This is a genomic window from uncultured Nostoc sp. (genome assembly GCF_964245445.1).
In the GTDB taxonomy this organism is placed as follows: domain Bacteria; phylum Cyanobacteriota; class Cyanobacteriia; order Cyanobacteriales; family Nostocaceae; genus Nostoc.
In genome coordinates, this window is record NZ_CAXTNE010000019.1 from 13,024 (window position 1) to 36,879 (window position 23,856).

The following is a 23,856-nucleotide window of genomic DNA, read 5'->3' on the forward strand; positions in this document are numbered from 1 at the left end:
TATTTAAACTAAATTAGCGATCGCAATTTAATTAGCGATTTGGGGCGCACTCAAAGAAACCTTTAGTGCATCGTCTTTTTGCTGTGCTAATGTCGGCACGGAATCACGCAATCTTGCTGTCAATTGTACAGTTGTGGCGTCATACATCTGAGTCAGCAATTTCGGATAGAAACCAATACCAATAATTGGAATTAACAAGCAAGCAATGATAAATACTTCACGGGGTTCAGCATCTATCAAAGCTTGGTGAGAAACTAATTCTTTGTTCTCTTCTCCGTAGAAAATTTCTCGCAACATCGACAGCAGATAAATCGGAGTTAAAATTACTCCCACTGCCATCAAGAATACAACAATGACTTTGAAGGTAGAGCTATAAGCATCGCTAGTAGCAAAACCCACAAATACCATTAATTCTGCCACGAAACCGCTCATCCCTGGCAGTGCCAAAGAAGCCATTGAACAAGTGGTGAACATGGCGAAAATCTTCGGCATTCTCTTCGCAACACCGCCCATTTCATCCAACATCAGGGTGTGTGTGCGATCGTAAGTTGCGCCAACCAGGAAGAACAAACTCGCCCCAATTAACCCGTGGGAAACCATTTGCAACACTGCCCCACTCAATCCCAAATCGGTGAAGGAGGCAATACCAATCATCACAAAGCCCATGTGGGAAATTGAGGAGTAGGCAATTTTTCGCTTCAGGTTGCGCTGGGCAAAGGATGTTAAGGCAGCATAGATGATGTTAACTACCCCCAAAACCACTAACACTGGTGCAAAAAGAGCGTGGGCATCGGGGAGCATTTGGGCATTCATCCGAATTAAGGCGTAACCGCCCATTTTCAAAAGAATACCTGCCAATAACATGTGTACAGGCGCTGTAGCTTCACCGTGGGCATCAGGTAGCCAGGTGTGCAAGGGAATAATCGGCAACTTGACGGCGTAGGCAATCAGGAAGCCAGCATAGACGGCAAGTTGGAAATTGAGGGCAAAGTCTTTTAAGCCGAGCGATCGCATGTCAAACGTCACCGTATCGCCGTAAAATCCCATTGTCAGGGCAGACAGCAAAATAAACAGCGAACCGCCAGCAGTGTATAAAATAAATTTGGTCGCTGCATATTGTCGTCTTTTGCCTCCCCAAATCGACAGCAGAAAGTATATCGGCACTAGTTCCAGTTCCCACACCAGGAAAAATAACAGCATATCCTGGACGGCGAACACGGCAATCTGACCGCCATACATCGCCAAAATCAAGAAATAAAATAGCTTTGGCTTGAAGGTAACAGGCCAAGCTGCTAATATCGCCAGCGTGGTAATGAATCCAGTCAAAATAATTAGAGGCATGGATAAGCCATCTGCCCCTACTGACCAATTCAAATCTAGTTGGGGTACCCAGGGGTAACTCTCGACCAACTGCAAATCTGGATTGGAGAAATCATACCCAGTATAAAAAGCATAAACAATTAGTGCAAAATCTATCAGCCCCACGATGAGGGAGTACCAGCGTACTGTTTTGCCTTCTTTATCCGGGATGATGGGAATCAGTAGTGAAGCGGCTATCGGCAACAGAATAATCGTCGTCAGCCACGGAAAATTAGCTGTATTCATCACAATTCGTCTGCTATCAAAATCATGTTTGGCAAAAAGTCACTAGTTATTAACTAACAGCTTTTTGAGGATTTCGTCTTCCTCGTTAGGTTGATTTAATTAAATTGGCAATCCCCTATTTTTTCTCTTGGGAGTCTTTTTTGACAGTTGGGGGTGCGGAATGTGCGTTGTGATACTCCCAGTCAAGTCAAAAATTCACCCTAAAAAAGCCGCTAAAATTATAGTTTAGGGGTGCGATCGCGTAGCCCAACCTATCGCTAAAAATACACGATGCTGTTTGGTGGTTGTTGAAAAAAGCAATCTGGTGCAAAAATGCATCAAAGGAGAAATAACCATAATGATAATGGCACAAATTAAAAGTCAAATTCGTTATGTCACTAACGTAGATGGAGAAACAACAGATGTACTCGTCCCTATAGAACTTTGGCAACAGCTTATAAGTTCCATAAATTCTAATAACACCAGCGGTTTAGCTTGGATTGATGAACAAGAGCCAAAAGCACAAACATTAGCTGATTTGCAAGAGTCTGTGCGACAAGCAGCAGCAGGACAAACTTTCCCAGTTTCAGAGCTTTGGGACGATATCGAAGCCTAGATTTATGGCAAAAGTTCGGTTTACACTCCTTTCAAAGTCCGTCTCAAAACTTTGACTAAACAATATTTGTCTTATCAGCTTTATGGATGGTAATAAAGAAGCAAATAATAACACTAAGCTGCATATCTAATAATCTCCAATTCTGCTCCATTATTAATAGCTGACTCTGCTTTTTTTAAAACCTGTTCGGTAACTGCATCACTTAAATAATATTCACCACAGCTATCACAAATTTCTGCTGGGACTTTTTTCAAGACAATAATACATTCATCTCTTTCTAATGTCACATTTGCGGAATGTGGGTTTAATTGCTAACTATCAGCCAAAAAAATGTAGAGACACGAAATTTCGCGTCTCTACTTAAGGGCGGACAGCCGCCCACCCCTATAGAAATCAGGTAACACCAAATACAATCACTAAGCCCAAAACCGCCCCAAACACAATCAAGGCATAGAATTGAGCGCGACCGTTTTCTAGGTACTTCAGACCTTCACCGCTAACAAGGGTGAAAAAGCCTGTGAGGTTAACAGCACCATCGACAACGCGGAAGTCAACTTCCATAACTTGTCTGGCTACGCGACGCAAGCCGAGGACAAAAACCCGATGGTAAATGTCATCAAAGTACCATTTATTGAGGGATAACTCGTAAAGTGGTTCGATTTTAGCAGCGATCACAGCCGGGTCAATTTTACGGCGCAAATACATCAGCGAAGCCAGGGTAATCGCAATCAAAGAAATTCCGACTGAGGCACCCGCCATAATGTAGAATTCCGTCGGATTGAACTCGGCAGCCTTTTCTATAACTTCGGAGAGGGTTTCACTAGGAGGAAAGATAAACTCTTCAAAATAATTGGCGTAGGGAGTTCCCACCAAACCAATCAAAATCGAAGGCACAGCCAACAGTGCCAACGGCAGCGTCATTGTCCACGGCGATTCGTGGGGGGAGTCGCTGTGATGCCCGTGGGAGTCATGGGAGTCATGATGCTGACTAGTTGCCGCCAATTCTCCTTTCTTCATCGCCCCAGGCCCAAAATTCGGGACTGGTTCTTCTGACTCTAATTCCAGGACAATTGTCGCCGCAGCTTTCTTAAGTTTTTCCTTGATTTTCTCGTCAGTACCCCGGAATTTGCCTTCAAATGTCGAAAAATACATTCTAAACATATAGAAAGCTGTAATCCCGGCAGTTAGCCAGCCGATAAACCAGAGAAATGGGTTAGCCTCAAAAGCCTTCCCTAAAATTTCATCTTTTGACCAGAAACCAGCAAAGGGTGGAATACCAGAAATTGCCAAGCAACCAATCAAAAAGGTAGTTGCCGTGACAGGCATATACTTTCGCAGTCCACCCATCAAGCGCATATCCTGCGCTAAGGCGGGGTCGTGTCCAACGACACCTTCCATACCATGAATTACTGAACCTGAACCCAAGAACAGCATCGCCTTGAAATAGGCATGGGTCATCAGGTGGAATAGTCCAGCACTATAGGAACCTATTCCCATTGCCATCACCATATAACCAAGTTGGGAAATGGTGGAGTAAGCCAAGCCCTTTTTGATGTCGTTTTGGGTAATGGCAATGGTTGCCCCCAAAAACGCTGTAAACGCCCCAGTAAAGGCAATGACATTCATTGCGGCTGGGACGTCTTCAAATACTGGGTACATCCGGGCAATCAGGAAAACACCCGCCGCCACCATCGTTGCTGCGTGAATCAAGGCAGAAATGGGGGTGGGGCCTTCCATCGCATCTGGTAGCCAGACGTGGAGGGGGAATTGGGCTGATTTCGCCACTGGCCCTAAGAAAACTAAAATCGCCAACAGGACAGCGAGAAAATTGCTGATAGAACCTGATTCTACGAGTTGGGCGAGGCGATCGCCCATGATATTAAAATCAAAGCTTCCTGTTGCCCAGAACAGTCCTAAAATGCCGAGTAACAAACCAAAGTCGCCCACGCGGTTGGTCACAAACGCTTTTTGAGCGGCATCTGCTGCTGACTTGCGATCGTACCAAAAACCGACCAGCAAGTAGGAACACATCCCGACCAGTTCCCAGAATATATAAATCTGTACTAGGTTGGGGCTGACCACCAGACCTAACATTGAAGAGCCAAACAAACTGAGATAGGCGTAAAACCTCACGTAACCGGGATCGTGAGCCATGTAGCCATCGGTGTAAACCATGACTAAGCAGGCTACCGTTGTGACAATCACCAGCATTAGGGCTGTCAGGTGGTCAATAGTGTAGCCCATGCTCAGGTGAAAATTACCTGCTGCCGCCCACTCAAAGGTGCGAATATAAGACGCATGTCCTTGAATTTGACTCCAGAGCAAGGCAAACGACATCCCCATAGCTGCTGCCATCATGGAGATAATCACCACAGCATTAAGCTGGCGGAGGCGGTTTGTCACCTGATTCAACGAGATTAACCCTAGACCGACCAGCATTGCCCCAACAAGAGGGAACACCGGAATCAGCCAGGCATACTGATAGATTACTTCCATGACTGACGCCTACTTTTAGAATTCTTAATTAGCGTGTCGAAACTGTTAATAATTGTGACACACACCCTTTAGGATAAAATAACCCACCCAAGACTGAGTTGGGTGGGGTGTTAAGCATGGTTTTAGATTTGGTCATTAGTCATTAGTCATTGGTCATTGGTCATTAGTCTTTAGCCCCATGCCCCATGCCCAATACCCAATATCCATCAGGCTAACCGACACTCTAAGTCCACTGTTTTTGAACTTTTGTAAATTTTAGAACTGCTGGTGTACCTAGTTTTAATGTCTTCTAAAGCTAGACGTAAATCTTCTCTACCGCGAAAGCATTCCAAGCGATGGCGAATAGTGCCATTTTCTATCAATAGTAAAGTGGGTAGTGATTTGAGCCTATAAGTAGTAGACAGTTTAAAATTTTGATCGGCATTAACCCCAACTAATTTAATTTCTTCCCCACATTGGGCTTGAAATTGCAATAACAGTGGGTGGATAATCCGACACAAGCCACACCAAGGTGCTTCAAAATTAACTAAAACAGGAATAGGTGATTCTAAAACTTCTTGAGTAAATGTCCGCTCACTAACCGACAACACCATGACGCCTCTTGGATTATAAGGTTTTTATATTAAACTACCTATCAGCATTGAAGTGAAAGATTGGCAAGTCAGTAACTGCCGATAGATGCTTTCAGGAACCAAATCTCAGGACACAGAGTAATTAGGCAAAAATTGAGCGTGTTGATGTGTCTCTGACAATAAAAGCCAGCGCTACTCTCACGGTGGCTTTTTTGGATGTTAGGCTCCTGATTGCCGTGGCCATCTGGCGATTTGACTAAATCTGCCATTTTTTCCCAAGGAAAGGCAACTGACCAACAACTACTAATTTAAAATCTTAACTCGACTCAGACCACCCCCATCGATAGATGTTTGAACTTATCGTACATTGATTTAGGGCAATTGATAAGCTGAAATCCTTATCTATTTTGGATTTTATGCTGACACTGGGGATCGCCTAAATTTCCCATCTTATCTTACTAGTTGCTTCCAGCAACAGAGGGTGCGATAACCAAAGCAAAGCTATGAAAATGGCAACTCCCAAATAAGAAGGGCGAAGAAATTCGTGCCATTTGATAGATTGACGGCCGTCGATAATTGCTTTAAAGGGAATAATTGAAGTCCGTTGCTTGGCAATTTCAAAGGCTTCCCCATAGCGATCGCTTAGACGGCGATCGCCATGCCAAACTCCAAACAAGTGATGCAACACCAATCCAATAGAAGTCACGAGTGTAAAGGTAGTACCCAGCCACAGCGTATGGGCAACACACCAAATTATTTGTCCTACCATCTGAGGATGACGGGTAATCCGAATAATTCCTGTTTCATAGAGATGAACTTGGGGCTTTTGAATGGCAGCAATTTCGAGTAGATTGAAGGTAGCAGGATATAAAAATAAAAACGAGATAGCTGACAGCAGCCAAACAAATTCTCGCACTCCTGGTACTCCTTGTACCTGCCAAAGTTGCAAACCATCATATCGATGCCCAAAAAAGTAAATAATTAATATTACAGCCAAAGGTAGGCTGACTAATGCAAAGAGAACGCGATAAAGCCTTGGCCCAATATATTTTTCTGCCCAAGGACGCAAAGCAGCGCCTCCACTGTGAGCGATCGCAAAAACTATTTGTAGCCCTAGCATGACAAAATGACTGGGTGTCAACCAAGAAATCAACAGCATATACACGGGTGAAATAATTTAAAGAAAATGGAACTCAGTACAACCAATACCACAAAGTATTCAAAGGGAGACTTTAGTCAAGATGTTGTGCTACTGTCTTTTTCGAGTCAAGTTTTCAAGTTTAATATGCAACAAATCATACCTGGCTGATTGTTGCCAAACCTGATTTGTTGTGTGCATCCGCTCCTTTCAAAGTTTGTGGTTTGAGCCTTATGTCTGACCTTCCTTTCACTTTAGATCAGTTACGTATTTTAAAAGCGATCGCCCAAGAAGGAAGCTTCAAGCGTGCCGCTGATAGTCTTTACGTTTCCCAACCTGCCGTCAGTTTGCAAGTGCAAAATCTCGAACGGCAGCTAGATGTCCCCCTATTTGATCGGGGAGGACGACGCGCCCAATTAACCGAAGCAGGGCATCTACTCCTAAGTTACGGTGAAAAAATCCTCAGTCTGTGTCAAGAAACCTGCCGCGCGATCGAGGATTTACAAAATCTCCAAGGCGGTACTTTAATTGTCGGTGCTTCTCAAACCACCGGCACTTATCTTTTGCCCAGGATGATCGGTATGTTCCGACAAAAATATCCAGATGTGGCAGTGCAATTACACGTCCACTCTACCCGACGGACTGCTTGGAGTGTCGCTAACGGACAGGTTGATTTGGCAATTATCGGCGGTGAAATTCCTGGTGAACTATCAGAATCCTTGGAAGTTCTTTCTTACGCTGAAGACGAACTAGCGCTAATTCTACCTGTCTTTCATCCCTTTAGCAAACTGGAAAAAATCCAAAAAGAAGACCTATACAAATTACAATTCATTGCCCTAGATTCCCAATCTACTATCCGCAAAGTAATTGACCAAGTGCTAGCACGCTGTGAAATTGATACCAGACGTTTTAAGATTGAAATGGAATTAAATTCCATTGAAGCAATTAAAAATGCTGTGCAATCTGGTTTGGGGGCTGCCTTTGTTTCAACTAGCGCGATCGCTAAAGAGTTACAAATGGGTGTTCTGCACCGTACCCCCATTGAAGGCGTTGTCGTCAAACGGACACTGTGGCTGATTTTTAATCCTAATCGCTATAGATCCAAGGCCGCAGAAGCTTTTAGTCGGGAAATTTTGCCCCAGTTTGCTAATCCTGGATGGAGTCAAGATGTGTTAACATTGGCACAAAAAAGCATAGTGATATCTACATTGGATATAGCGACGTCCACCTCTGCCGCCGAAGACTAAAATCTGGTGATTAGTCCTACCCCTAGAGTGTCTACGTCATTTGTCCGATGTATTTTGTAAATAACCAATGAGCAAATAATTCGTAATTCGTAATTGGCCACGCCCCGCTACGCTCAGGTAATTCGTAATTATTATTTCATAGCTTTTCGTCTAGCGTACCGTAGGCAAGCTAAGAATTTGACATCAGTAAAAAAGTTTCCTGTTCTTAATAAAGAAGTTGAGTTTTTATGTAACCTGAATGAATTCCTTTAGCGTAGCGGTAGCGAGTCCGCGTTCGCTTTTAGCGTCTCGTAGAGAGCGTCATTACGTATTATCAATTAGGAATTATTTTGACCAAAAAGAAAAAGGCACAGAGCAAGTAAATTTATTTATGGAAAATAAAAAATATGTATGTAGTGACACTTGGTGCAATAAATACTAAGTAAAACGGTGTGGAAAAACAAAACTATGTTAAGAAAAATTAAATAGGCTTAAACCCTCTTACCTCCTGCCTCCTGCCTCATCCTAACGATAAATATTCACGCCCACCTACTTACGTCAGTTGACTCAAACAAGCGCATTATGAATGGCTAAAGAAATTGCGAATTGCGAATTGCGAATTGGTTTGACTAATGACTAATCACGAAAATGGAAGTTTATTGTACTCGTCCACGTTGCCCACGCCCACAAAACTATTTTGCCGATTTAGATGATATTACGACGCTGAAAACAACGCAGCAAAAATACTGTACTAGCTGTGGTATGCCACTGCTGTTAGATGGTCGATATGTCACCGTAAAGCTTCTAGGAAGGGGGGGATTTGGAGCAGCCTTTTTGGCACGCGATCGCCGAATTCCAGGAATGCGTCAATGCGTAGTTAAGCAGTTTCAACCTGCGGGAAATTTAAGCTTAAATCAACTGCAACAAGCACAGTTGATGTTTGAGAGAGAGGCAGAAGTTTTATCACAACTGGGTAACGATCACGAGCAAATCCCTGACTTGTTTGCTTTCTTTCCAGTGATAGTTAATGGTTTACAACCAGGACAACAAGACCAGTTTTTTTACTTAGTACAAGAATACATCGATGGGCAAAACTTAGAGGAAGAATTAGTTCAACAAGGCAAATTTTCTGAGCAGGAAGTGTTGGAGGTGCTGCAAGAAATCCTGAAGGTGCTAAAGTTTGTCCATCATAGAGGCATTATTCACAGAGACATTAAACCCTCTAACATCATGCGCCGTCGTGATAATAGACTTTTTTTACTAGATTTCGGCGCAGTTAAGCAAGTAACAAATGTTGCACTTGGTTCTGCTGCTTCTTCCACAGGAATTTATTCTATGGGATTTGCACCGCCTGAGCAGATGGCTGGGGGTCAAGTATTCCCGTCTACGGATTTATACGCTTTGGCTGTAACTATTCTTATTTTATTGACAAATCAAGAAGCAGTTCAACTATTTGATGCCTATAGCAACCAATGGAAATGGCGAACACAAGTTAATGTCAGCCCTCGCCTTGCTGACGTTTTAGACAAGATGCTGCTACCTGCTGCTAATCAGCGTTTCCAGTCAGTTCAAGAGGTTTTAGATGCACTTAACTCACAGGCGGCTCAAGCTTCTACACAATTTAATTCGCCCTCTGTAACACTTCCGCCACAACCACCCAGTTCTAGTCCCGTTGTCCCCCGCCGTTCACCAACTCAATCAGCGTTTTCGACAGTGGAATTATTGGGCGGGGCGGCATTTAGTGGATTTGAAGGGGCATTAATTGCGATCGCTCTCTTCAGTCTAGTAAAATCACCAATAGTTAGTTTCACTGTTGCATGTGTAATTTTAGGCATACTGATATTTGCCCAAACCAGGCGGTGGATTGAAAAGTTCGATTTATTAATTATTCCAACAATCACTTTTGCTATTATTTTTTTTCTCCCTTTTTTACAGGGGGGACTTGGCATTCAGGCAGTAGTAATTTTATCAGTTGCAGCAGCCTTAGTAGCCATTTCTTTAACAGCCGTGTTTCGACTCATTTATAAATTATTATCTCTCTTACTTTAAAAAAGTTTTGGTGCTAACAGCTAACTATGTCTCAGAAAAACGAAACACTTAGCCTTTTCTTAGCTGCTATCATCACCATTGGCTTAATCTTTAGTGGCTTATGGTTTTTTATGGAACGGTGGGCACAACTAAATGGAACTGTTGCTAAACCTTCAAAGAGTAGCAACACAAATAATTCCACAAAGCAGTTTGTCAACAACAAATGTAACGTGCCAAATCTCCCGGAGGGAACATTCAACTATGGTGGTAGCACAACCTGGGCACCCATCCGTAAAGACGTAGACTCTGCACTAGAAAGCCTGTGCCCTCAATTTACTTTACGCTATACTCAACCTCCTTCAGGTCAAGCAGGATCTGGAACTGGTATTCGGATGTTGATAGATAATCAACTAGCTTTTTCTCAATCTTCTCGCTCAGTCAAGGCAGAAGAAAATGCCGAAGCTAAACAAAAAGGATTTAGTTTGAAAGAAATTCCAGTGGCGATTGATGGAATTGCGATCGCAGTTAACCACAATCTGAATATTCCTGGTTTAACTGTCGCCCAACTCAAAGATATCTACACTGGCAAGATTACTAATTGGCAACAGGTGGGTGGACCAAATTTACCAATTACAGTCTACTCTCGAAGTCAAGAAGCTGGCGGCACAGTGGAGTTCTTTGTCGAAAATGTTTTAAATAAAGAAAAATTTGGTGCCAACATTAGTTACATTGGTACGACCACAGAAGCAGTACGAAAAGTAGCTGCAAGTCCTGGTGGAATTTACTATGCTTCTGCCCCAGAGGTTGTACCCCAGTGTACAATTAAATCCCTACCACTAGGGCGGACAAACGGTCAATTTGTGCCACCCTACCAAGAACCCTTTGTACCTCTATCTGAATGTCCCAGTAAGCGTAATCAGTTGAATACTCAAGCCTTTCGTAGTGGAGATTATGCAATTACCCGCAATTTATTTGTAATTGTTAAACAGAATGGTCAAACAGATCAGCAAGCTGGGGAAGCTTATGCAAATTGGCTGCTGACACCTCAGAGTCAAGAACTGATCGAAAAGGCTGGATTTGTCAAAATTAAATGAGCCAAATTTTTAAATTTAACAAAATAATCAAATTAGGGCTTATACAAATTTATTAAATTCTTATTTATCGTAGATATGGAATAGTTCGTTTTTTACCTCCAGACGTAAGTTCTACAAATAATAAACATTTTTATTTTACTTTATTTAAATTTGTTCATGTCACAAAAAAATGAAACTAAAATTTTAGCTTTGACCCTGCTGTTGACCGTTGGAATAGTGGGCGGTAGTGTTTGGTGGTTTACTAACAATGGGGTCAAAATTAGTAATAGTATCACTCAAAATCCAGAAATAGGTAGCAATCCATCCTTACAAGACCGCATTAGTTTTGGGGAAAAATCCTTGACTCCGGGTGATATTTCTCCAGTTAAAAAAGAAGGATTACAGGCGCTCACAGCTAAAAGTTATGATAAAGCGATCGCTAATTTGACAGATGCCCTAAAACTCAACCGTAACGATCCAGAAACGCTAATTTTTCTGAACAATGCCCGCATTGGTTCTTCCAAGAGCTACACCATTATGGCTTCTGTACCATTCGGCACTGACCCCAATGCTGCTTTAGAAATTTTGCGTGGCATAGCCCAAGCCCAAAATGAAATTAATACCTCTGGAGGAGTCAAGGGAGTACCGTTAAGGGTAGGGATAGCTAACGACGATGACAATCCAGAAATAGCCAAGCAAATCGCTTCCAACCTAGTCAGTAATTCAGAAGTATTAGGTGTAGTTGGGCCTAATACTAGCGATTCCACCTTAGCCGCCGGTACTATTTATACTTCAGGACAACTTGTAGCAATTTCCCCTACCAGTACATCTGTAAAAATTTCTAACTTTAGCCGCTACGTTTTTCGCACGGTTCCTAGTGATTTTATGGCTGCTAGAAGTTTAGCCAACTATATGGTGAGAACCTTGCAGAAAAAAAATGCAGTGATTTTCTTTAATTCTCAGAGTAATTATAGCCAGTCTTTAAAGTCGGAGTTTGTTTCATCTGTTTCCCTAGAGGGTGGACAAGTATCCAGCGAATTTGATTTGTCTCAGGTGGGTTTTAGTGCGGCTAAAAGTGTAGAACAAGCAACTAAGCAAGGTACAGAAGTGTTGATGTTAGCTGCTAACACTGAAACTCTCGATAAAGCGCTGCAAGTAGTTCAGATTAACCAGAAAAAGTTAACTTTGCTGGCGGGAGATGATGTTTACACCGCTAAAACTTTAGAAATTGGCAGAGAACAAGCTGTGGGGATGGTATTGGCAGTTCCCTGGCATATTGATGGCGCTCCCAAGTCAAATTTTCCTCAGAAATCCCGACAGTTATGGGGCGGTGATGTGAGTTGGCGAAGTGCCCTTAGCTATGATGCCACTGTAGCTCTGATTGAGGCATTAAAACGCAACCCCATACGTTCTGGAGTCCAACAAGTACTTTTATCTTCTGACTTTTCTGCCACTGGTGCTTCTGGTACAATTCGGTTTTTAGCATCAGGCGATCGCAATGCGCCAGTCCAACTTGTAAAAATTGTTCCTGGTTCTCGCTCACGCACGGGTTATGACTTTGAACCAGTGCGATAATCAGCAATAAAAAATTAAAAATTAACCAATACTTAACCTGGAAAAACCCTCAAAATGAGAAATTGAACTTTATGAGGAAAAATTTTACTATCAATTTATTCTTACCAGCGCTCAAATTTTGAGAAAACAGACGAATAATCCAAGGGAGATTTATTATACCTTGGCATCTATTGTAGTAAAAAGTGAGGATTTGTCAGCATTTGTTAAGAAAACACCTGTCCTCCAAATACAATTTCAAATAGCAAGCACTTATCAAGTTAAGCATTTGTATTGAATGGACGCGTGAGTAATTATATTATGTCCCAAAAAAATGAAACAACTATTCTTGTATTATCCATCCTAATCACAGTCGGGCTAATAGCTGGCGGTTTTTGGTGGTTTACTAAAAAGTCTGGTGTCAACGTAAATACAATTAATTCTGGTAGCATCAAAACGCCCCAAGCTTCATCAGAACAGCCTAGTGGCAATACTTTTACTTCAGTACAGGATGTTCCTACAGGATTATTTAATTACGGAGGCAGTACATCTTGGGCGCCAATTCGGCTGGTAGTTGATCCAGCACTTCAAGCCGCGCGGCCAGAGTTTCGGCTGCGCTACGTAGAACCGAGTAATGCATCTCCTGGTTCTGGTACTGGCATTCAATCTCTGATAGACGGTCAACTAGCCTTTGCCCAGTCCTCCCGACCAGTTTTAGATCAGGAATTAAGCCGTGCCCAGCAGCGTGGGTTCACTTTCAAACAAGTTCCTGTGGCAATTGATGGTTTGGCAGTTGCAGTTAACCCCAACCTTAACATCCAAGGGCTAACGGTAGAGCAGTTAAAGTTAATTTACACAGGTAAAATCAATAATTGGAGCCAGGTGGGCGGCCCCAATATTCTGATTAAGCCTTATTCCCGCCGCATTGCTGATGGCGGTACGGTAGAGCTTTTTGTCCAAGATATCTTGGGTGGTCAACCTTTCAGTCCCAATGTGGAATTTATCTCCACAACCACCCAAGCCTTGCAAAAATTGGCTGGTAGTCCTGGTAGTATCTACTACGCTTCTGCCCCAGAGGTGATTCCTCAATGCTCAATCAAAGCCTTGCCGTTGGGGCGGACGCAAGGGCAATATATTGCTCCATACCAGGAACCATCTGTCCTCCCGTCCGAATGTCCTGGTAAACGAAACAAATTGAACATTGAGGCTTTCCAATCAGGAAAATACCCGATTACCCGCAATCTGTTTGTGGTGGTCAAACAGAATGGTCAGACTGAGCAGCAAGCAGGTGTCGCTTACGCCAACTTACTGCTGACTGAGCAGGGACAGGAACTGATTAGCCAAGCTGGGTTTGTCAAAATTCGCTGACTCTTGCGATCGTCTCCGGCGGGGCGTAGCCCATCGCGCTCAAGACAGAGTGGCGGAAATCGCCGCTCTGAACTGTGCTTTAACCAGCTCTATTAATCGATTCTGCTGGCAAGCAAATGAGATTATCGCCTTGAGTCAGGATTAAGCCACGTTGACGTAGCTTACCCATCAAACGGGTGACAGTAACACGAGTGGAACCAATCGCGCTCCCAATTTGGGCATGGGTGAGGGGGAAGGGCAGACAATAGCCGCGAATCACATCAGGATCAGTGTCGCTCATTGCTGGCTCTCCATATTCCTCAATTAACAATGTGAGAAATCCTAAGAGTCGGTCAATCGTGCGGCGTTGTCCCAAGGCACTCAGCCACAGTAGCTTACGCTGGTGCTGATACCTAAAGGCATCCATAACTTCACGACGGAAGTGAGGCCAGTTGTCTAAGTCATGCCAGTACATCCACAACACCGCAGTTTGGTCAACATGGGCGTAGGACTGGAGTGTGAATGGTGATTGGGCAACAATTTCAAATGGCTGTCCCGCTCCCACAAAACCCAAGAACGCTTCTTCTGGGGTTCTGTTAATTCGTCGAGACGTTAGCTGGCTGGCAGTCGCGCTAACTTGGGCGGTTCCTACCATACGGATCGCACCCCTTTGCACCAAATATAGCAATCCAGGCCGGGCTGGAATGCGCTCATCTTTGCTAAAGGTACGGCAGCGGTAGTGTTCTTGAGCCCAGTCAAGAATGCGTTGCCAAGTTAAAAAAGGCCGTGATGCCTCAGAAAAGGAGGATGGAGATTGCATAGGTAACAAAGAGCGTTCGGCTGAAGACAAAGACGTAAATAAAAGGGTGCAAGGAGTGTCTTTGTGTTGGCAAGGCAGGCATAACGCCTAACAGCGCCAGCCAATCCAAAGAATAGAAAGCAAATTACTCTCTACTCTTTTGTTATACTTCCTACTGTACAATGATGGTAGTAAAGTTTACTTACTATTCATCGATTATTCATCAAATTTTATCCTCTTCTCATTTTTCTTTATCTAAATTAAATTTATACCGCAAGATGGATGACAGAAAAGTAACAAATATATCTTACATAAGGATTTAAATAATATTACGTGCATCATAAAATACAAGTTAGCAAATATACGTCAATCAAACAGTTAGTGTACAGTTGTTTAAGAAAATTACTAAGCATTGATACTTATAAAACAGAAAATAGATGCATAAAAAGTGAAAAAATTACTCTATATAAAGGTAGAGATAATAATAGAATTTTATACACCTCAAGTGTGTCTCTGGGACTATCAAAATCTCAGAATCGAAAAGCGATGGAACTTGCCAGCGCGATCGCCTCAGAGATATCAGGGATTTGTGACGACGTTTTTACCATCCAAATAGTTCCCCCTGGTTTGATACATTTTGAATTAACTCACTCAACGTTAGCGACTTGGTTACAAAGTCTCGTAGTCGGGAGTTTGTGGGGAGTGGGGAATAGGGAAGAAGCAAGGGAGCTCTTAGCTGGGAGCAAGGGAGAAGAATTTTCTCCTCTGCCCCCTGCACCCCGCCCCTCTGCCTCTTGTGTATGCCCAATGCCCAATTTGTTTGCTGTTCAATATGCCCATGCACGCTGCTGTTCGCTAGTGCTTCTGGCGCATCGAGAAGGATTGATTAAACTTAGAGAACCAGTTCCAAATACTAGTCCAGCTTTTTGGAGTGTGATCTCTCCTAACCCTTTACCTTGGCTTAATTGTGACGGAACATTGCGGCTCAATCACCCAGATGAGCGTCGTCTAATTGGTGAGTTAATACAAGTGGTAGACAACATAGAGTGCCCTGATGTTAAGGGTTCTGTGAAATGGGAAAAAGTGGCGCTGAGTTTGAGCCAAGCTTTTGAAAAGTTTTGGTGTAGTTGCCGGATTTGGGGTGAGGTGAAAATTACTTTACCAGAGTTAGCCCAAGCCAGACTCGGATTGCTTATGGCTACTCAGTCAGTATTAAGATTTGTGCTAGAGGAAAACTTGGGTGTTTTTGCGCCCTTAGAGTTATAAATCGGTAATGTCGCTTAGGCCAAAATAAAAACTTTTATATATCTATTGACTCAATGCATCACCTCAGCTACATTAACAGGTGTGTGAGGAGCGAACCAGCTAGGACACCGAGACGAAACACGGCCAGTCGTCGGTGTCCTTTCTGATTTATATGGGTTAGGTTTGAAAAATTGCCCTCATTACAGCAAAAACTTTTCAATTGCTACTGCTGCTCCATCTTCCTCTACGCTAGGAGCTACCCACTGCGCGATCGCTTGCACTCCTGCTGGTGCGTTGCCCATAGCGACACCAAGTCCAACGTACTCCAGCATTTCCACATCATTGAAGTTATCGCCAATCGCCATAACATTGGCTAACTGTAATCCCAACAATTTTTCGGCTAGGTAACGTACAGCAGTTCCCTTATTCACAGAGGCGTTAGTTGCTTCAAAAAAGGTAGCAACAGATGTTGTCAGATAAAGTTCAGCAGGTGTGTATTGGCGGCGCAAATTTCCCAATAGCTTGTCGATCACATCAATGTCATCAGACAAAGCAAGAATTTTTGTTGGTTCATTCGTTAAGGTTTGACGCAAATCACCTACCGGAATCGGGGTAATCTCAGAACGTTCTGCATAAATTTGGGTTTCTCTAGTTAGTTCACGGACGTATAGTTGATCATTGATGTAGAAGTGAACAGATAGGAGCGATCGCAACTCAGGCTGTTCAAAATAGTCGAGTAACTGGTGGGCGATTTCCCTGGAAACAACCCAATGGCGATGAATTTTTTGGGTGAGCGGATCTTGAATCCAGGCTCCTTGATAGGCCATTAATGGTAGGGTAGAGCCGATATCTTGGTGAAAGCGCAAGGCTGAACGATACATCCTACCTGTCGCGATCGCTACTTGAATTCCTCGTGCTTGCGCTGCCACAATAGCTTGCTTTACAGGTTCGCTAATGGTGTTAGAGTGTCCGGCGATCGTGCCATCTATATCCAAAACTAGTAGTTTAATGTCTTTTGTAGCAGCCTGATTATCAGTAGATACTAAATGTGTGGCAGATACTTTCTGCATAATTTCCTAGATTTTAAGTTCCAGTAAGAGGTTAACAGGCTCTAGCTAGCAGTGGGGAGTAGTAGAAAAAATTGGGTTCTCTATTCAACCCTAGTTTCCTAACTTGAAGATGCTAAATCATATCATGTCCGGCTAAAGACTTATCATTTAGAGCGCAGGTCTTGCTGGGGACTCTTAGCTGGGGGAAAGAGGCATTTTCGATTTTTGCACAGATACGGTAATCATAAGTGATTCACCGGACTTGATATCAGACAATTTTAGATTTTAGATTGCTATGGTATTTTTTGAATATTGTTCACAATTCTGACTAATAGTCTCAAGAAAAAAACCCGATTCTCGAAAAAATCGGGGATTTTGATTTAAATTAGATAGCCTGACTAATAGATGGGATGGGAAAAACCTATCTCTTCAATAAAGTCTATGAATTTGCCAGTTAAGTTAGAAGGAGTGTCTCCAGATGTGCCACTATAATCAGTAATGTTGTCATATTTAGCAACTTGGTAACTGGAAGTATATTGTGGATTGAGTCTCAACAAAGACTGATTATTTAGTTGTAAGCTCAGTTGACTGCCAAGATTTACAGTGGCTTGACTTGGGGTTGGACTTATATTTTTAAAACATGTATTTTCGAGTATGTCTCCAGTAAATTCTATTGTTTGTCAGCGACGCTATATCCATCCCAGTTTGTAGATTGGGCAGGGGCTATATCAGGCAAGCTTGGGCAACGAACAGAGAACGGTTTTGTAGCCGAGTCAGGAGGATGACTTCCTAGCTTAGGCATCCACTTGAAATTAATGCCAACTGAGGTTGTGCATTAATAAAACCTCTTTACATATTCGGACACCCTGGCATGTTATCTCCAAGCAGCAACCGTGCCAGACTGGGTAAAGCTTCACCATAGGTAGGATGGATGTGAACCGATCGCTCTAACAACTGCCAGGTTGCTCCTGCTTCCATCAGGGATAAAAATACATGCACCAGTTCAGCAGTTTCGTACCCCACTAGGGTTGCTCCCAGGATTTTGTCTGTGTCGCTGTCGATCACCATGCGATAAAACCCGAGGTCATGCCCCCACTCGATCGCACGCGCAATTTGGCTCATGGGTAACGTGACAGCACACGCGTTGATGCCTTGTTTCTGAGCCTGTTCTAACGTCATACCGACTCGCCCAACCTGGGGTTCTGTGTAGACTGCATAGCCAAGGACGCGATCGCTCCGTGTCCGGTTTTCTCCACACAAAATTGCTTTTAAGCGGCGATAGTCCTCCCAGGACACATGCGTAAAGGCAGGCTGTTTGGCAGCATCCCCGATCGCATAGACTCCAGAACAGGTGGTATGGAACTGGTCATCAATTTTGACAAACCCTCGATCATCTAGCTCAATTCCGCTGGCGGCTGCATTTAATGCACTTGTATTGGGTTTCCGTCCAATCACAACCAGCAATGCTTCTCCCTGGAGTTGTTCGCCACTGCTCAGGGTCAGCCTAAACACATTACTCTCGTAGGCGACGTGATTCACATTGACTCCAAAGTGGAGTCCAATCCCATCCTGCTTTAATGCTTCTGCTAAGACCTTGCTGACATCAGCCTCTTCCTGTCCGAGGACGCGATCGCCTCGCACAATTAACTGGGTCTGACTGCCCAAACGCGCTAGTCCTTGTCCCAATTCCAAGCCAATATAGCCGGCTCCAATCACCAATAAACGGGCTGGTAAGGTGTACAAGTCAAAGAAGTTGCGGTTGGTCAGGTAGGGAGTTCCTGCAAGTCCGGGAATGTCAGGAATCAGCGATGACGTGCCCGTGTTAATGATTACCAGAGGAGCCTGAAGGGTAACATCCCCACCTTTGACAGTCCGTTCACCCACAAAAGAAGCTTCGGCACAAATGACTTTGACACCCGCAGTCTCCAATCGCTTGCGAATCCCCTGATTAAAGCTGCTGCGGATTCCCCGAACTCGCTCCATAACAGCAGGAAAATCCACTTCAACCTCCATATGGATGCCTAACTTCTTAGCCTGGCGCGCCCGCCCTGTTGCATGAGCCGCTGCTAAGAACGCTTTAGACGGAGTGCAGCCATAGTTGATGCAACTGCCACCTAAAGCATCCCGCTCAAACAAGACAACCTTACGTCCCTCATCGGCAAAATCAGCCGCCAGTGGAATGCCTCCTTGACCACTGCCGATCACAATGACATCTGCTGTTTCCATCACCGCTAAACTCCTTGGAGATAGTTTGCTTTCATAACACTCTCACACTCAAAGTTAAAAACTCTCCACCTATTCAGGTAGGGTTTGGATTTAGTTATGACATCTAAAGCTAGCGAAGCCCACCCGATATGTACAGCGTTTCGCCAGTGATCTAGGTTGAATCGGAGGAAGCAAGGAAGACAACGGCAGGGGCGATGTCCTGTGGCTGTCCAATGCGACCTAGTGGTGTTTGCGCTTCAGTCTGTTGACGACAATGCCTGCACCTTCGGCTGCCAGATGTTTGGCGATCGAGGCACCGATGCCTTTATACGCACCTGTGTGGTGATTGTGCTCACGTGGCTCCTATGTAATATTGTGAGGTTTCCCAATCTGTATCTGGTTCGGGTCGTAAAGATAACTGTATCCGCGATCGGTAACTGATCGATCAATTACTAGTTGATCAGTTGATACATAACTGATTTCAGCAGTCTTATTTTGATGACTTAATTCCTCGCGAAGGTGGCTTATCTAACTTTCAATCAGTTGTCTTGATTCTTCAATTTTGGTTCAATTTAGACCACTCAAGTTCTTTAATTTAAAATACCAGTTAACTTAGGACTTACATACTTCGTGACATCAACGGGTAACGATAAAGGCAGCCAGAGCGATCGCTACAACATCCTCAGCAAGTGCAGCAGGAACTGCACCAATCCGTTCAATGGCGGCTATCCGCACCGCCCGACCCCCATACGCACCCACCACACCAAAGAGCGCTCCAACCGGTGCAAAACTGCTGTTTGCTCCAGTGACTAGCCATCACACAATGCCACCACTGAGAATCCGAGCAATCAACGCAGGGGGACTGGTGCCAGAGGGGATTTGCGGCAGCATGTCGCCAATCAACTCAGCCACTGCCAGTACAGCCAGAACGATCCCTATAATGCCGCCCCGTGCCAGAAATAAAGCAACAGGAGCTGTCAACGCTCGCAGTCTTGCAACTAACCCAAGGAAAAATGCAGAAATCAATGTCATGAATATAAATAGCCCTTCTGGTAGATTTAGATGCCATCTTTAGTCATAATCGTGAGTAATAATCGTGCTTATGAGATTATTCTTCCTTACAATGGGTTGATAATAGTCTGATTGGTGATTCGAGGGTTTGCTTGGGTTCCAATTAGGTGTTCTTATTCTTCAACGCTGGTTCCAGTCAAACCACTCAAGTTATTTGAGTTAAAACTCAACTTATCAAGTTGTGCGTAGTATTCGTGATATTCTCTGTGAAAAACTGGAAGAGCGCCCTATCTGTAAGAGCTTGCAATTATAAATGCTTCAACCTGCCATCAAGACATTTTACGGTGCTATTGTCGCCAAAGCCAAAATGAATGAGCATTGAAATTGCTAACTATGTGACAAAGCTTCTGGCTAAAATAGGGCTATGTCTGAAATCACTTCTGTAACTGCAACACGCCCCACGTTCATCCTGGTAGATGGACACTCCCTGGCCTATCGTTCATACTTTGCTTTCGCCAAAGGGCGAGATGGAGGGCTACGTACCAAAACGGGGATTCCTACCAGTATATGTTTTGGTTTTGTGAAGTGCCTGCTGGAGGTAATGGCAACACAACAGCCTCAAGCAATGGCGATCGCTTTTGATTTGGGTGAGGCAACTTTTCGCCACGAAGCTGACGAGACTTATAAAGCCGATCGCAAAGAAACGCCAGAAGACTTTATTCCCGACTTAGCAAACCTGCATGAGTTGCTCAATGGCTTCAATCTACCAATTTTCACTGCCCCTGGTTATGAGGCAGATGATGTTTTGGGAACATTATCACAACGAGTAACTGCTGCTGGGTATAGGGTGAAGATTCTCACTGGCGATCGCGATTTATTTCAACTAATCGACTCTGACAAAGAAATCACCGTTCTGAATTTTAGTCCAGATGCCCTAAAGCGCTCTACAAATAGCATCACGGAATTTGAAGCAGAACAAGTCAAAGAAAAAATGGGGGTTTTACCTTCACAAATTGTTGATTTCAAAGCTCTTTGTGGTGATAAATCAGATAATATTCCTGGTGTGAAGGGAATTGGCGAAAAGACAGCAGTGCAACTGCTAAATACCTATGGTTCACTTGATCGTGTTTATGCTGCGTTAGATGAAATTAAAGGCGCAACTCAGAAAAAACTGGCAACGGGTAAAGAAGATGCCGAGAAGTCTCGTTATTTGGCAACCATAATTTTAGATGTTCCTATAGAATTTGATTTAGAAAATTGCAAGTTAAAAGGTTTTGATACAAACGTCTTATCACCAATTTTAGAAAAGTTAGAATTTAAGTCTTTTTTAAGTAAAATAAACGACCTACAGCAACGTTTTGGTGGCAAATTTGAAGAAAAGCAAGAAGCCAAAATAGATACAATTAACCCCAATACTAACTTAGAATTCAGCGCTGATGAAGATAATGATTTGTGGTTTTTCAGTGCTACTGATACAGCAGCAGTTACACAACAATCTACTTCCCCAATTACACCACGCATCATCAACACTGAAGCAAAATTAACTGAGTTAATAAAACTTTTGCAAAAATTCACTAATCCAGAAACACCCGTTGCTTGGGACACTGAAACCACCGATTTAGAACCGAGAGATGCTGAGTTAGTAGGAATTGGTTGCTGTTGGGGAACGAAACCAGATGAGGTAGCCTATATTCCTTTGGGGCATAAAACTGGGGAAAATTTGCATAAAGATTTGGCGCTAGAAGCATTACGCCCAATTCTCGAAAGTGCTGATTATCCCAAAGCTTTACAGAATGGAAAATTTGACCGCTTAGTTTTAAAGTGTCAAGGAATTAATTTGGCGGGAGTAGTGTTTGATCCTATGCTGGCAAGTTACATCCTAAATCCCGATTCAAGTCATAATTTGATGGATTTGTCACAGCGATATTTGGGATTAATAGCAAAAAGTTATTTGGATTTGGTTCCTAAAGGTAAAACCATTGCTGATATAGATATTCCTGCCGTAGCAGATTACTGTGGTATGGATGCCTATTCTACCTTTAGCTTAGTGTCGAAATTGCGTGAAGAACTAGATAAAATTCCAACTTTGTCTAAGCTATTAGTGGAAGTGGAACAGCCACTAGAAGCGGTTTTAGCCGAAATGGAATACACGGGTGTCCGCATTAATTCAGCTTATTTACAAGAACTTTCACAGCATTTAGAAACTGAGTTAGCCAGGTTAAAAGAGGAAGCAACTAAAATAGCTGGGGAAAATTTTAACTTGGGTTCGCCTAAGCAGTTGAGCCAAATTTTGTTTGAAAAGTTGGGGTTAAGTACTAGACATTCTCGTAAAATTCAAACGGGCTTCTCTACAGATGCAGCAACACTGGAAAAACTTCAAGAAGATGATAAAAGTGGATTTGTTGAGGCGATCATAGAGTATCGTACTCTATCTAAATTAAAGTCTACTTATGTTGATGCATTGCCTGCATTGGTGCGTCCAGATACCCAGCGAGTGCATACTGATTTTAACCAAGCAGCAACATCAACTGGTAGGTTATCTTCTTCTAATCCAAATTTGCAAAATATCCCCATTCGTACAGCTTTTAGTCGCCAAATTCGTAAGGCGTTTTTGCCAGAACTTGGTTGGTTAATGGTGGCTGCTGATTATTCACAAATTGAATTGCGGATTTTGGCTCATTTGAGTCAAGAGCCAATATTAGTGCAAGCATATCAGCAAAATGAAGATGTTCACACTGTTACGGCGCGGTTAGTGTTTGAAAAAGAAAATATAACCTCAGAAGAACGAGGGATAGCAAAAACTATCAATTTTGGCGTGATTTATGGAATGGGTTCTCTAAGGTTTTCGCGCTCAACTGGGATAGATAAAACCATTGCCAACGAGTTCATTAAGCGGTTTAATGAACGGTATCCGAAAGTATTTGCATATTTAGAACGAGTGAAAAAAGAAGCGATCGCTCTTGGTTATGTAGAAACTATTTTCGGTCGCCGTCGTTATTTTGACTTTACTAATAACAGTTTACGCAAATTAAAAGGGAGTAACCCAAAAGATATTGATCTGAGTAAATTGAAAAATTTGGGTGCTTATGATGCAGGTTTACTACGCTCTGCTGCTAATGCACCAATTCAAGGTTCCAATGCTGATATTATCAAAATTGCAATGGTGAGATTGCATGAGGTTTTGAAGAACTATCAGGCGCGTTTGTTGTTGCAAGTTCACGATGAATTAGTGTTTGAAATTCCTCCTGATGAATGGGAAGAATTACAACCGCAAATTAAGTCGGTGATGGAAAATGCAGTCCAGTTGAGTGTGCCGTTGCTAGTGGACGCGCGTGTCGGTGAAAATTGGATGGAGACGAAGTAAGTTGAACTGTGACAAGGCTTTTAGCTATAAAAGTGTCAATCAGTTTATTTGAAAATTTCAAACTCTGATTTATATCAAGTTGATAAAATAATCAAGAGCCAAAAATATTGACTCTTGATGATAGAGTAGGCAATAGTTAAGAATTAACCTCCACGCTTCAGCGCTACTTCTACCTGCTGTAACTCCTTCTCTAAACGATTTTTGAGTTTTTCGGGTACGGCACGATTTGGGTAAGAACTGTAGTGTCCAGCCAGGGAGTTGAGGGCTGTTCGCATGGTTGTAAAAGAGCCAAGACCAGAAACAGAGTTAACTCGCTGATAGCGAGCCGAAAAGTCATTAATTTTTTGACGCGCTTCTGCTTGAACTGCTGCTTTTTCTGGTGAATCTTGTGATATATCCAGAGCTTGTCTCATAACATTGACCACAGCTAAGGTGTCTTGGCGATAATCCCCAGTCAAACTATCTGGACTGCCAGAACAGCCCATTAAGCCGATAGATACAACCAAAACCAGCGCAAGCAAACGCGACCAATAGCGCTTCATATGCATTAAG

General features: G+C 43.2%; 19 protein-coding genes and 2 pseudogenes. 8 read left to right on the forward strand and 13 right to left on the reverse strand.

Translation table 11 applies throughout. The features are described from left to right. Positions 1 to 27 precede the first annotated feature (27 nt). Positions 28 to 1,605, reverse strand: coding sequence for an NAD(P)H-quinone oxidoreductase subunit 4 (locus tag ACFE90_RS05415; protein ID WP_375498457.1), 1,578 nt, complete (start codon positions 1,603 to 1,605; stop codon positions 28 to 30). Between the two features lie 343 nt (positions 1,606 to 1,948). On the opposite strand from ACFE90_RS05415, the gene ACFE90_RS05420 reads away from it, so the two are divergent. Beyond that, positions 1,949 to 2,200 (forward strand): hypothetical protein, encoded by a 252-nt coding sequence (locus tag ACFE90_RS05420; protein WP_375498459.1) that lies wholly within the window; start codon positions 1,949 to 1,951, stop codon positions 2,198 to 2,200. A 113-nt stretch (positions 2,201 to 2,313) separates the two neighbouring features. On the opposite strand, the pseudogene ACFE90_RS05425 reads toward ACFE90_RS05420, so the two are convergent. The 4 genes and pseudogenes from ACFE90_RS05425 to ACFE90_RS05440 form a co-directional block, all read right to left on the reverse strand. Beyond that, positions 2,314 to 2,490, reverse strand: a pseudogene (locus ACFE90_RS05425) (type II toxin-antitoxin system MqsA family antitoxin); the annotation flags it as partial. A 103-nt stretch (positions 2,491 to 2,593) separates the two neighbouring features. After that, the gene (locus ACFE90_RS05430) at positions 2,594 to 4,696 is read right to left on the reverse strand and encodes an NAD(P)H-quinone oxidoreductase subunit 5 (protein WP_375498461.1); all 2,103 of its coding nucleotides are present in this window, start codon (positions 4,694 to 4,696) and stop codon (positions 2,594 to 2,596) included. 206 nt (positions 4,697 to 4,902) lie between these two features. Then, positions 4,903 to 5,289 (reverse strand): thioredoxin family protein, encoded by a 387-nt coding sequence (locus ACFE90_RS05435; RefSeq protein ID WP_375498463.1) that lies wholly within the window; start codon positions 5,287 to 5,289, stop codon positions 4,903 to 4,905. Positions 5,290 to 5,704: 415 nt separating this feature from the next. Further along, positions 5,705 to 6,427 carry an NnrU family protein gene (locus ACFE90_RS05440; RefSeq protein ID WP_375498465.1) on the reverse strand — a complete coding sequence of 241 codons (723 nt, stop codon included), beginning with the start codon at positions 6,425 to 6,427 and terminating at the stop codon, positions 5,705 to 5,707. A 212-nt stretch (positions 6,428 to 6,639) separates the two neighbouring features. Between ACFE90_RS05440 and ACFE90_RS05445 the strand changes: the two genes are divergently transcribed. From ACFE90_RS05445 to ACFE90_RS05465, 5 genes are all read left to right on the forward strand, one after another. Continuing rightward, a complete protein-coding gene (locus ACFE90_RS05445; protein WP_375498467.1) occupies positions 6,640 to 7,653 on the forward strand; it encodes a LysR family transcriptional regulator in 1,014 nt (337 codons plus the stop codon). A 627-nt stretch (positions 7,654 to 8,280) separates the two neighbouring features. After that, positions 8,281 to 9,681 (forward strand): protein kinase, encoded by a 1,401-nt coding sequence (locus ACFE90_RS05450; protein ID WP_375498469.1) that lies wholly within the window; start codon positions 8,281 to 8,283, stop codon positions 9,679 to 9,681. Positions 9,682 to 9,707: 26 nt separating this feature from the next. Further along, a complete protein-coding gene (locus ACFE90_RS05455) occupies positions 9,708 to 10,754 on the forward strand; it encodes a PstS family phosphate ABC transporter substrate-binding protein (RefSeq protein WP_375498471.1) in 1,047 nt (348 codons plus the stop codon). Positions 10,755 to 10,910: 156 nt separating this feature from the next. Further along, on the forward strand, positions 10,911 to 12,308 hold the full coding sequence (locus ACFE90_RS05460; RefSeq protein WP_375498473.1) for an ABC transporter substrate-binding protein: 1,398 nt from the start codon (positions 10,911 to 10,913) through the stop codon (positions 12,306 to 12,308). Positions 12,309 to 12,605: 297 nt separating this feature from the next. After that, positions 12,606 to 13,652, forward strand: a complete 1,047-nt coding sequence (locus ACFE90_RS05465) for a PstS family phosphate ABC transporter substrate-binding protein (RefSeq protein ID WP_375498475.1) — start codon at positions 12,606 to 12,608, stop codon at positions 13,650 to 13,652. A gap of 79 nt (positions 13,653 to 13,731) precedes the next feature. Here ACFE90_RS05465 and ACFE90_RS05470 read toward each other — a convergent pair whose 3' ends face one another. Further along, on the reverse strand, positions 13,732 to 14,451 hold the full coding sequence (locus ACFE90_RS05470) for a Crp/Fnr family transcriptional regulator (protein WP_100901811.1): 720 nt from the start codon (positions 14,449 to 14,451) through the stop codon (positions 13,732 to 13,734). A gap of 525 nt (positions 14,452 to 14,976) precedes the next feature. On the opposite strand from ACFE90_RS05470, the gene ACFE90_RS05475 reads away from it, so the two are divergent. Then, entirely contained in the window at positions 14,977 to 15,696 is a 720-nt protein-coding gene (locus ACFE90_RS05475) for a DALR anticodon-binding domain-containing protein (RefSeq protein WP_375498477.1), read from the forward strand. A gap of 179 nt (positions 15,697 to 15,875) precedes the next feature. Here ACFE90_RS05475 and ACFE90_RS05480 read toward each other — a convergent pair whose 3' ends face one another. The 6 genes and pseudogenes from ACFE90_RS05480 to ACFE90_RS05505 all read right to left on the reverse strand — a co-directional run bounded on the left by ACFE90_RS05480 (position 15,876) and on the right by ACFE90_RS05505 (position 19,961). Then, entirely contained in the window at positions 15,876 to 16,745 is an 870-nt protein-coding gene (locus ACFE90_RS05480) for a Cof-type HAD-IIB family hydrolase (RefSeq protein ID WP_375498479.1), read from the reverse strand. A gap of 377 nt (positions 16,746 to 17,122) precedes the next feature. After that, entirely contained in the window at positions 17,123 to 17,398 is a 276-nt protein-coding gene (locus tag ACFE90_RS05485) for a choice-of-anchor E domain-containing protein (RefSeq protein ID WP_375498514.1), read from the reverse strand. A gap of 175 nt (positions 17,399 to 17,573) precedes the next feature. Next, positions 17,574 to 18,950 carry a dihydrolipoyl dehydrogenase family protein gene (locus ACFE90_RS05490; protein ID WP_375498481.1) on the reverse strand — a complete coding sequence of 459 codons (1,377 nt, stop codon included), beginning with the start codon at positions 18,948 to 18,950 and terminating at the stop codon, positions 17,574 to 17,576. A 151-nt stretch (positions 18,951 to 19,101) separates the two neighbouring features. Continuing rightward, a pseudogene (locus tag ACFE90_RS05495) lies at positions 19,102 to 19,215 on the reverse strand (hypothetical protein); the annotation flags it as partial. 350 nt (positions 19,216 to 19,565) lie between these two features. Continuing rightward, positions 19,566 to 19,688, reverse strand: coding sequence for a hypothetical protein (locus tag ACFE90_RS05500; protein WP_375498483.1), 123 nt, complete (start codon positions 19,686 to 19,688; stop codon positions 19,566 to 19,568). Positions 19,689 to 19,745: 57 nt separating this feature from the next. Beyond that, positions 19,746 to 19,961: a hypothetical protein gene (locus ACFE90_RS05505; protein ID WP_375498485.1), complete on the reverse strand. Its 216-nt coding sequence runs from the start codon at positions 19,959 to 19,961 to the stop codon at positions 19,746 to 19,748. Between the two features lie 403 nt (positions 19,962 to 20,364). On the opposite strand from ACFE90_RS05505, the gene polA reads away from it, so the two are divergent. Beyond that, the gene (gene polA, locus ACFE90_RS05510) at positions 20,365 to 23,304 is read left to right on the forward strand and encodes a DNA polymerase I (RefSeq protein WP_375498487.1); all 2,940 of its coding nucleotides are present in this window, start codon (positions 20,365 to 20,367) and stop codon (positions 23,302 to 23,304) included. Between the two features lie 143 nt (positions 23,305 to 23,447). On the opposite strand, the gene psb27 is transcribed toward polA, so the two are convergent. Next, positions 23,448 to 23,852: a photosystem II protein Psb27 gene (psb27, locus tag ACFE90_RS05515; protein ID WP_229487247.1), complete on the reverse strand. Its 405-nt coding sequence runs from the start codon at positions 23,850 to 23,852 to the stop codon at positions 23,448 to 23,450. Between the last annotated feature and the right edge of the window lie 4 nt (positions 23,853 to 23,856).

Coding starts and splice junctions, on each gene's coding strand:
- ACFE90_RS05465 (WP_375498475.1), top strand. CDS start 12,606: ATGTCCCAAAAAAATGAAACAACTATTCTTGTATTATCCATCCTAATC.
- ACFE90_RS05445 (WP_375498467.1), top strand. CDS start 6,640: ATGTCTGACCTTCCTTTCACTTTAGATCAGTTACGTATTTTAAAAGCG.
- ACFE90_RS05440 (WP_375498465.1), bottom strand. CDS start 6,427: ATGCTGTTGATTTCTTGGTTGACACCCAGTCATTTTGTCATGCTAGGG.
- ACFE90_RS05430 (WP_375498461.1), bottom strand. CDS start 4,696: ATGGAAGTAATCTATCAGTATGCCTGGCTGATTCCGGTGTTCCCTCTT.
- ACFE90_RS05480 (WP_375498479.1), bottom strand. CDS start 16,745: ATGCAGAAAGTATCTGCCACACATTTAGTATCTACTGATAATCAGGCT.
- ACFE90_RS05475 (WP_375498477.1), top strand. CDS start 14,977: ATGGAACTTGCCAGCGCGATCGCCTCAGAGATATCAGGGATTTGTGAC.
- ACFE90_RS05420 (WP_375498459.1), top strand. CDS start 1,949: ATGGCACAAATTAAAAGTCAAATTCGTTATGTCACTAACGTAGATGGA.
- ACFE90_RS05470 (WP_100901811.1), bottom strand. CDS start 14,451: ATGCAATCTCCATCCTCCTTTTCTGAGGCATCACGGCCTTTTTTAACT.
- ACFE90_RS05415 (WP_375498457.1), bottom strand. CDS start 1,605: ATGAATACAGCTAATTTTCCGTGGCTGACGACGATTATTCTGTTGCCG.
- psb27 (WP_229487247.1), bottom strand. CDS start 23,852: ATGCATATGAAGCGCTATTGGTCGCGTTTGCTTGCGCTGGTTTTGGTT.
- ACFE90_RS05455 (WP_375498471.1), top strand. CDS start 9,708: ATGTCTCAGAAAAACGAAACACTTAGCCTTTTCTTAGCTGCTATCATC.
- ACFE90_RS05450 (WP_375498469.1), top strand. CDS start 8,281: ATGGAAGTTTATTGTACTCGTCCACGTTGCCCACGCCCACAAAACTAT.
- polA (WP_375498487.1), top strand. CDS start 20,365: ATGTCTGAAATCACTTCTGTAACTGCAACACGCCCCACGTTCATCCTG.
- ACFE90_RS05460 (WP_375498473.1), top strand. CDS start 10,911: ATGTCACAAAAAAATGAAACTAAAATTTTAGCTTTGACCCTGCTGTTG.
- ACFE90_RS05505 (WP_375498485.1), bottom strand. CDS start 19,961: ATGACATTGATTTCTGCATTTTTCCTTGGGTTAGTTGCAAGACTGCGA.
- ACFE90_RS05435 (WP_375498463.1), bottom strand. CDS start 5,289: ATGGTGTTGTCGGTTAGTGAGCGGACATTTACTCAAGAAGTTTTAGAA.
- ACFE90_RS05490 (WP_375498481.1), bottom strand. CDS start 18,950: ATGGAAACAGCAGATGTCATTGTGATCGGCAGTGGTCAAGGAGGCATT.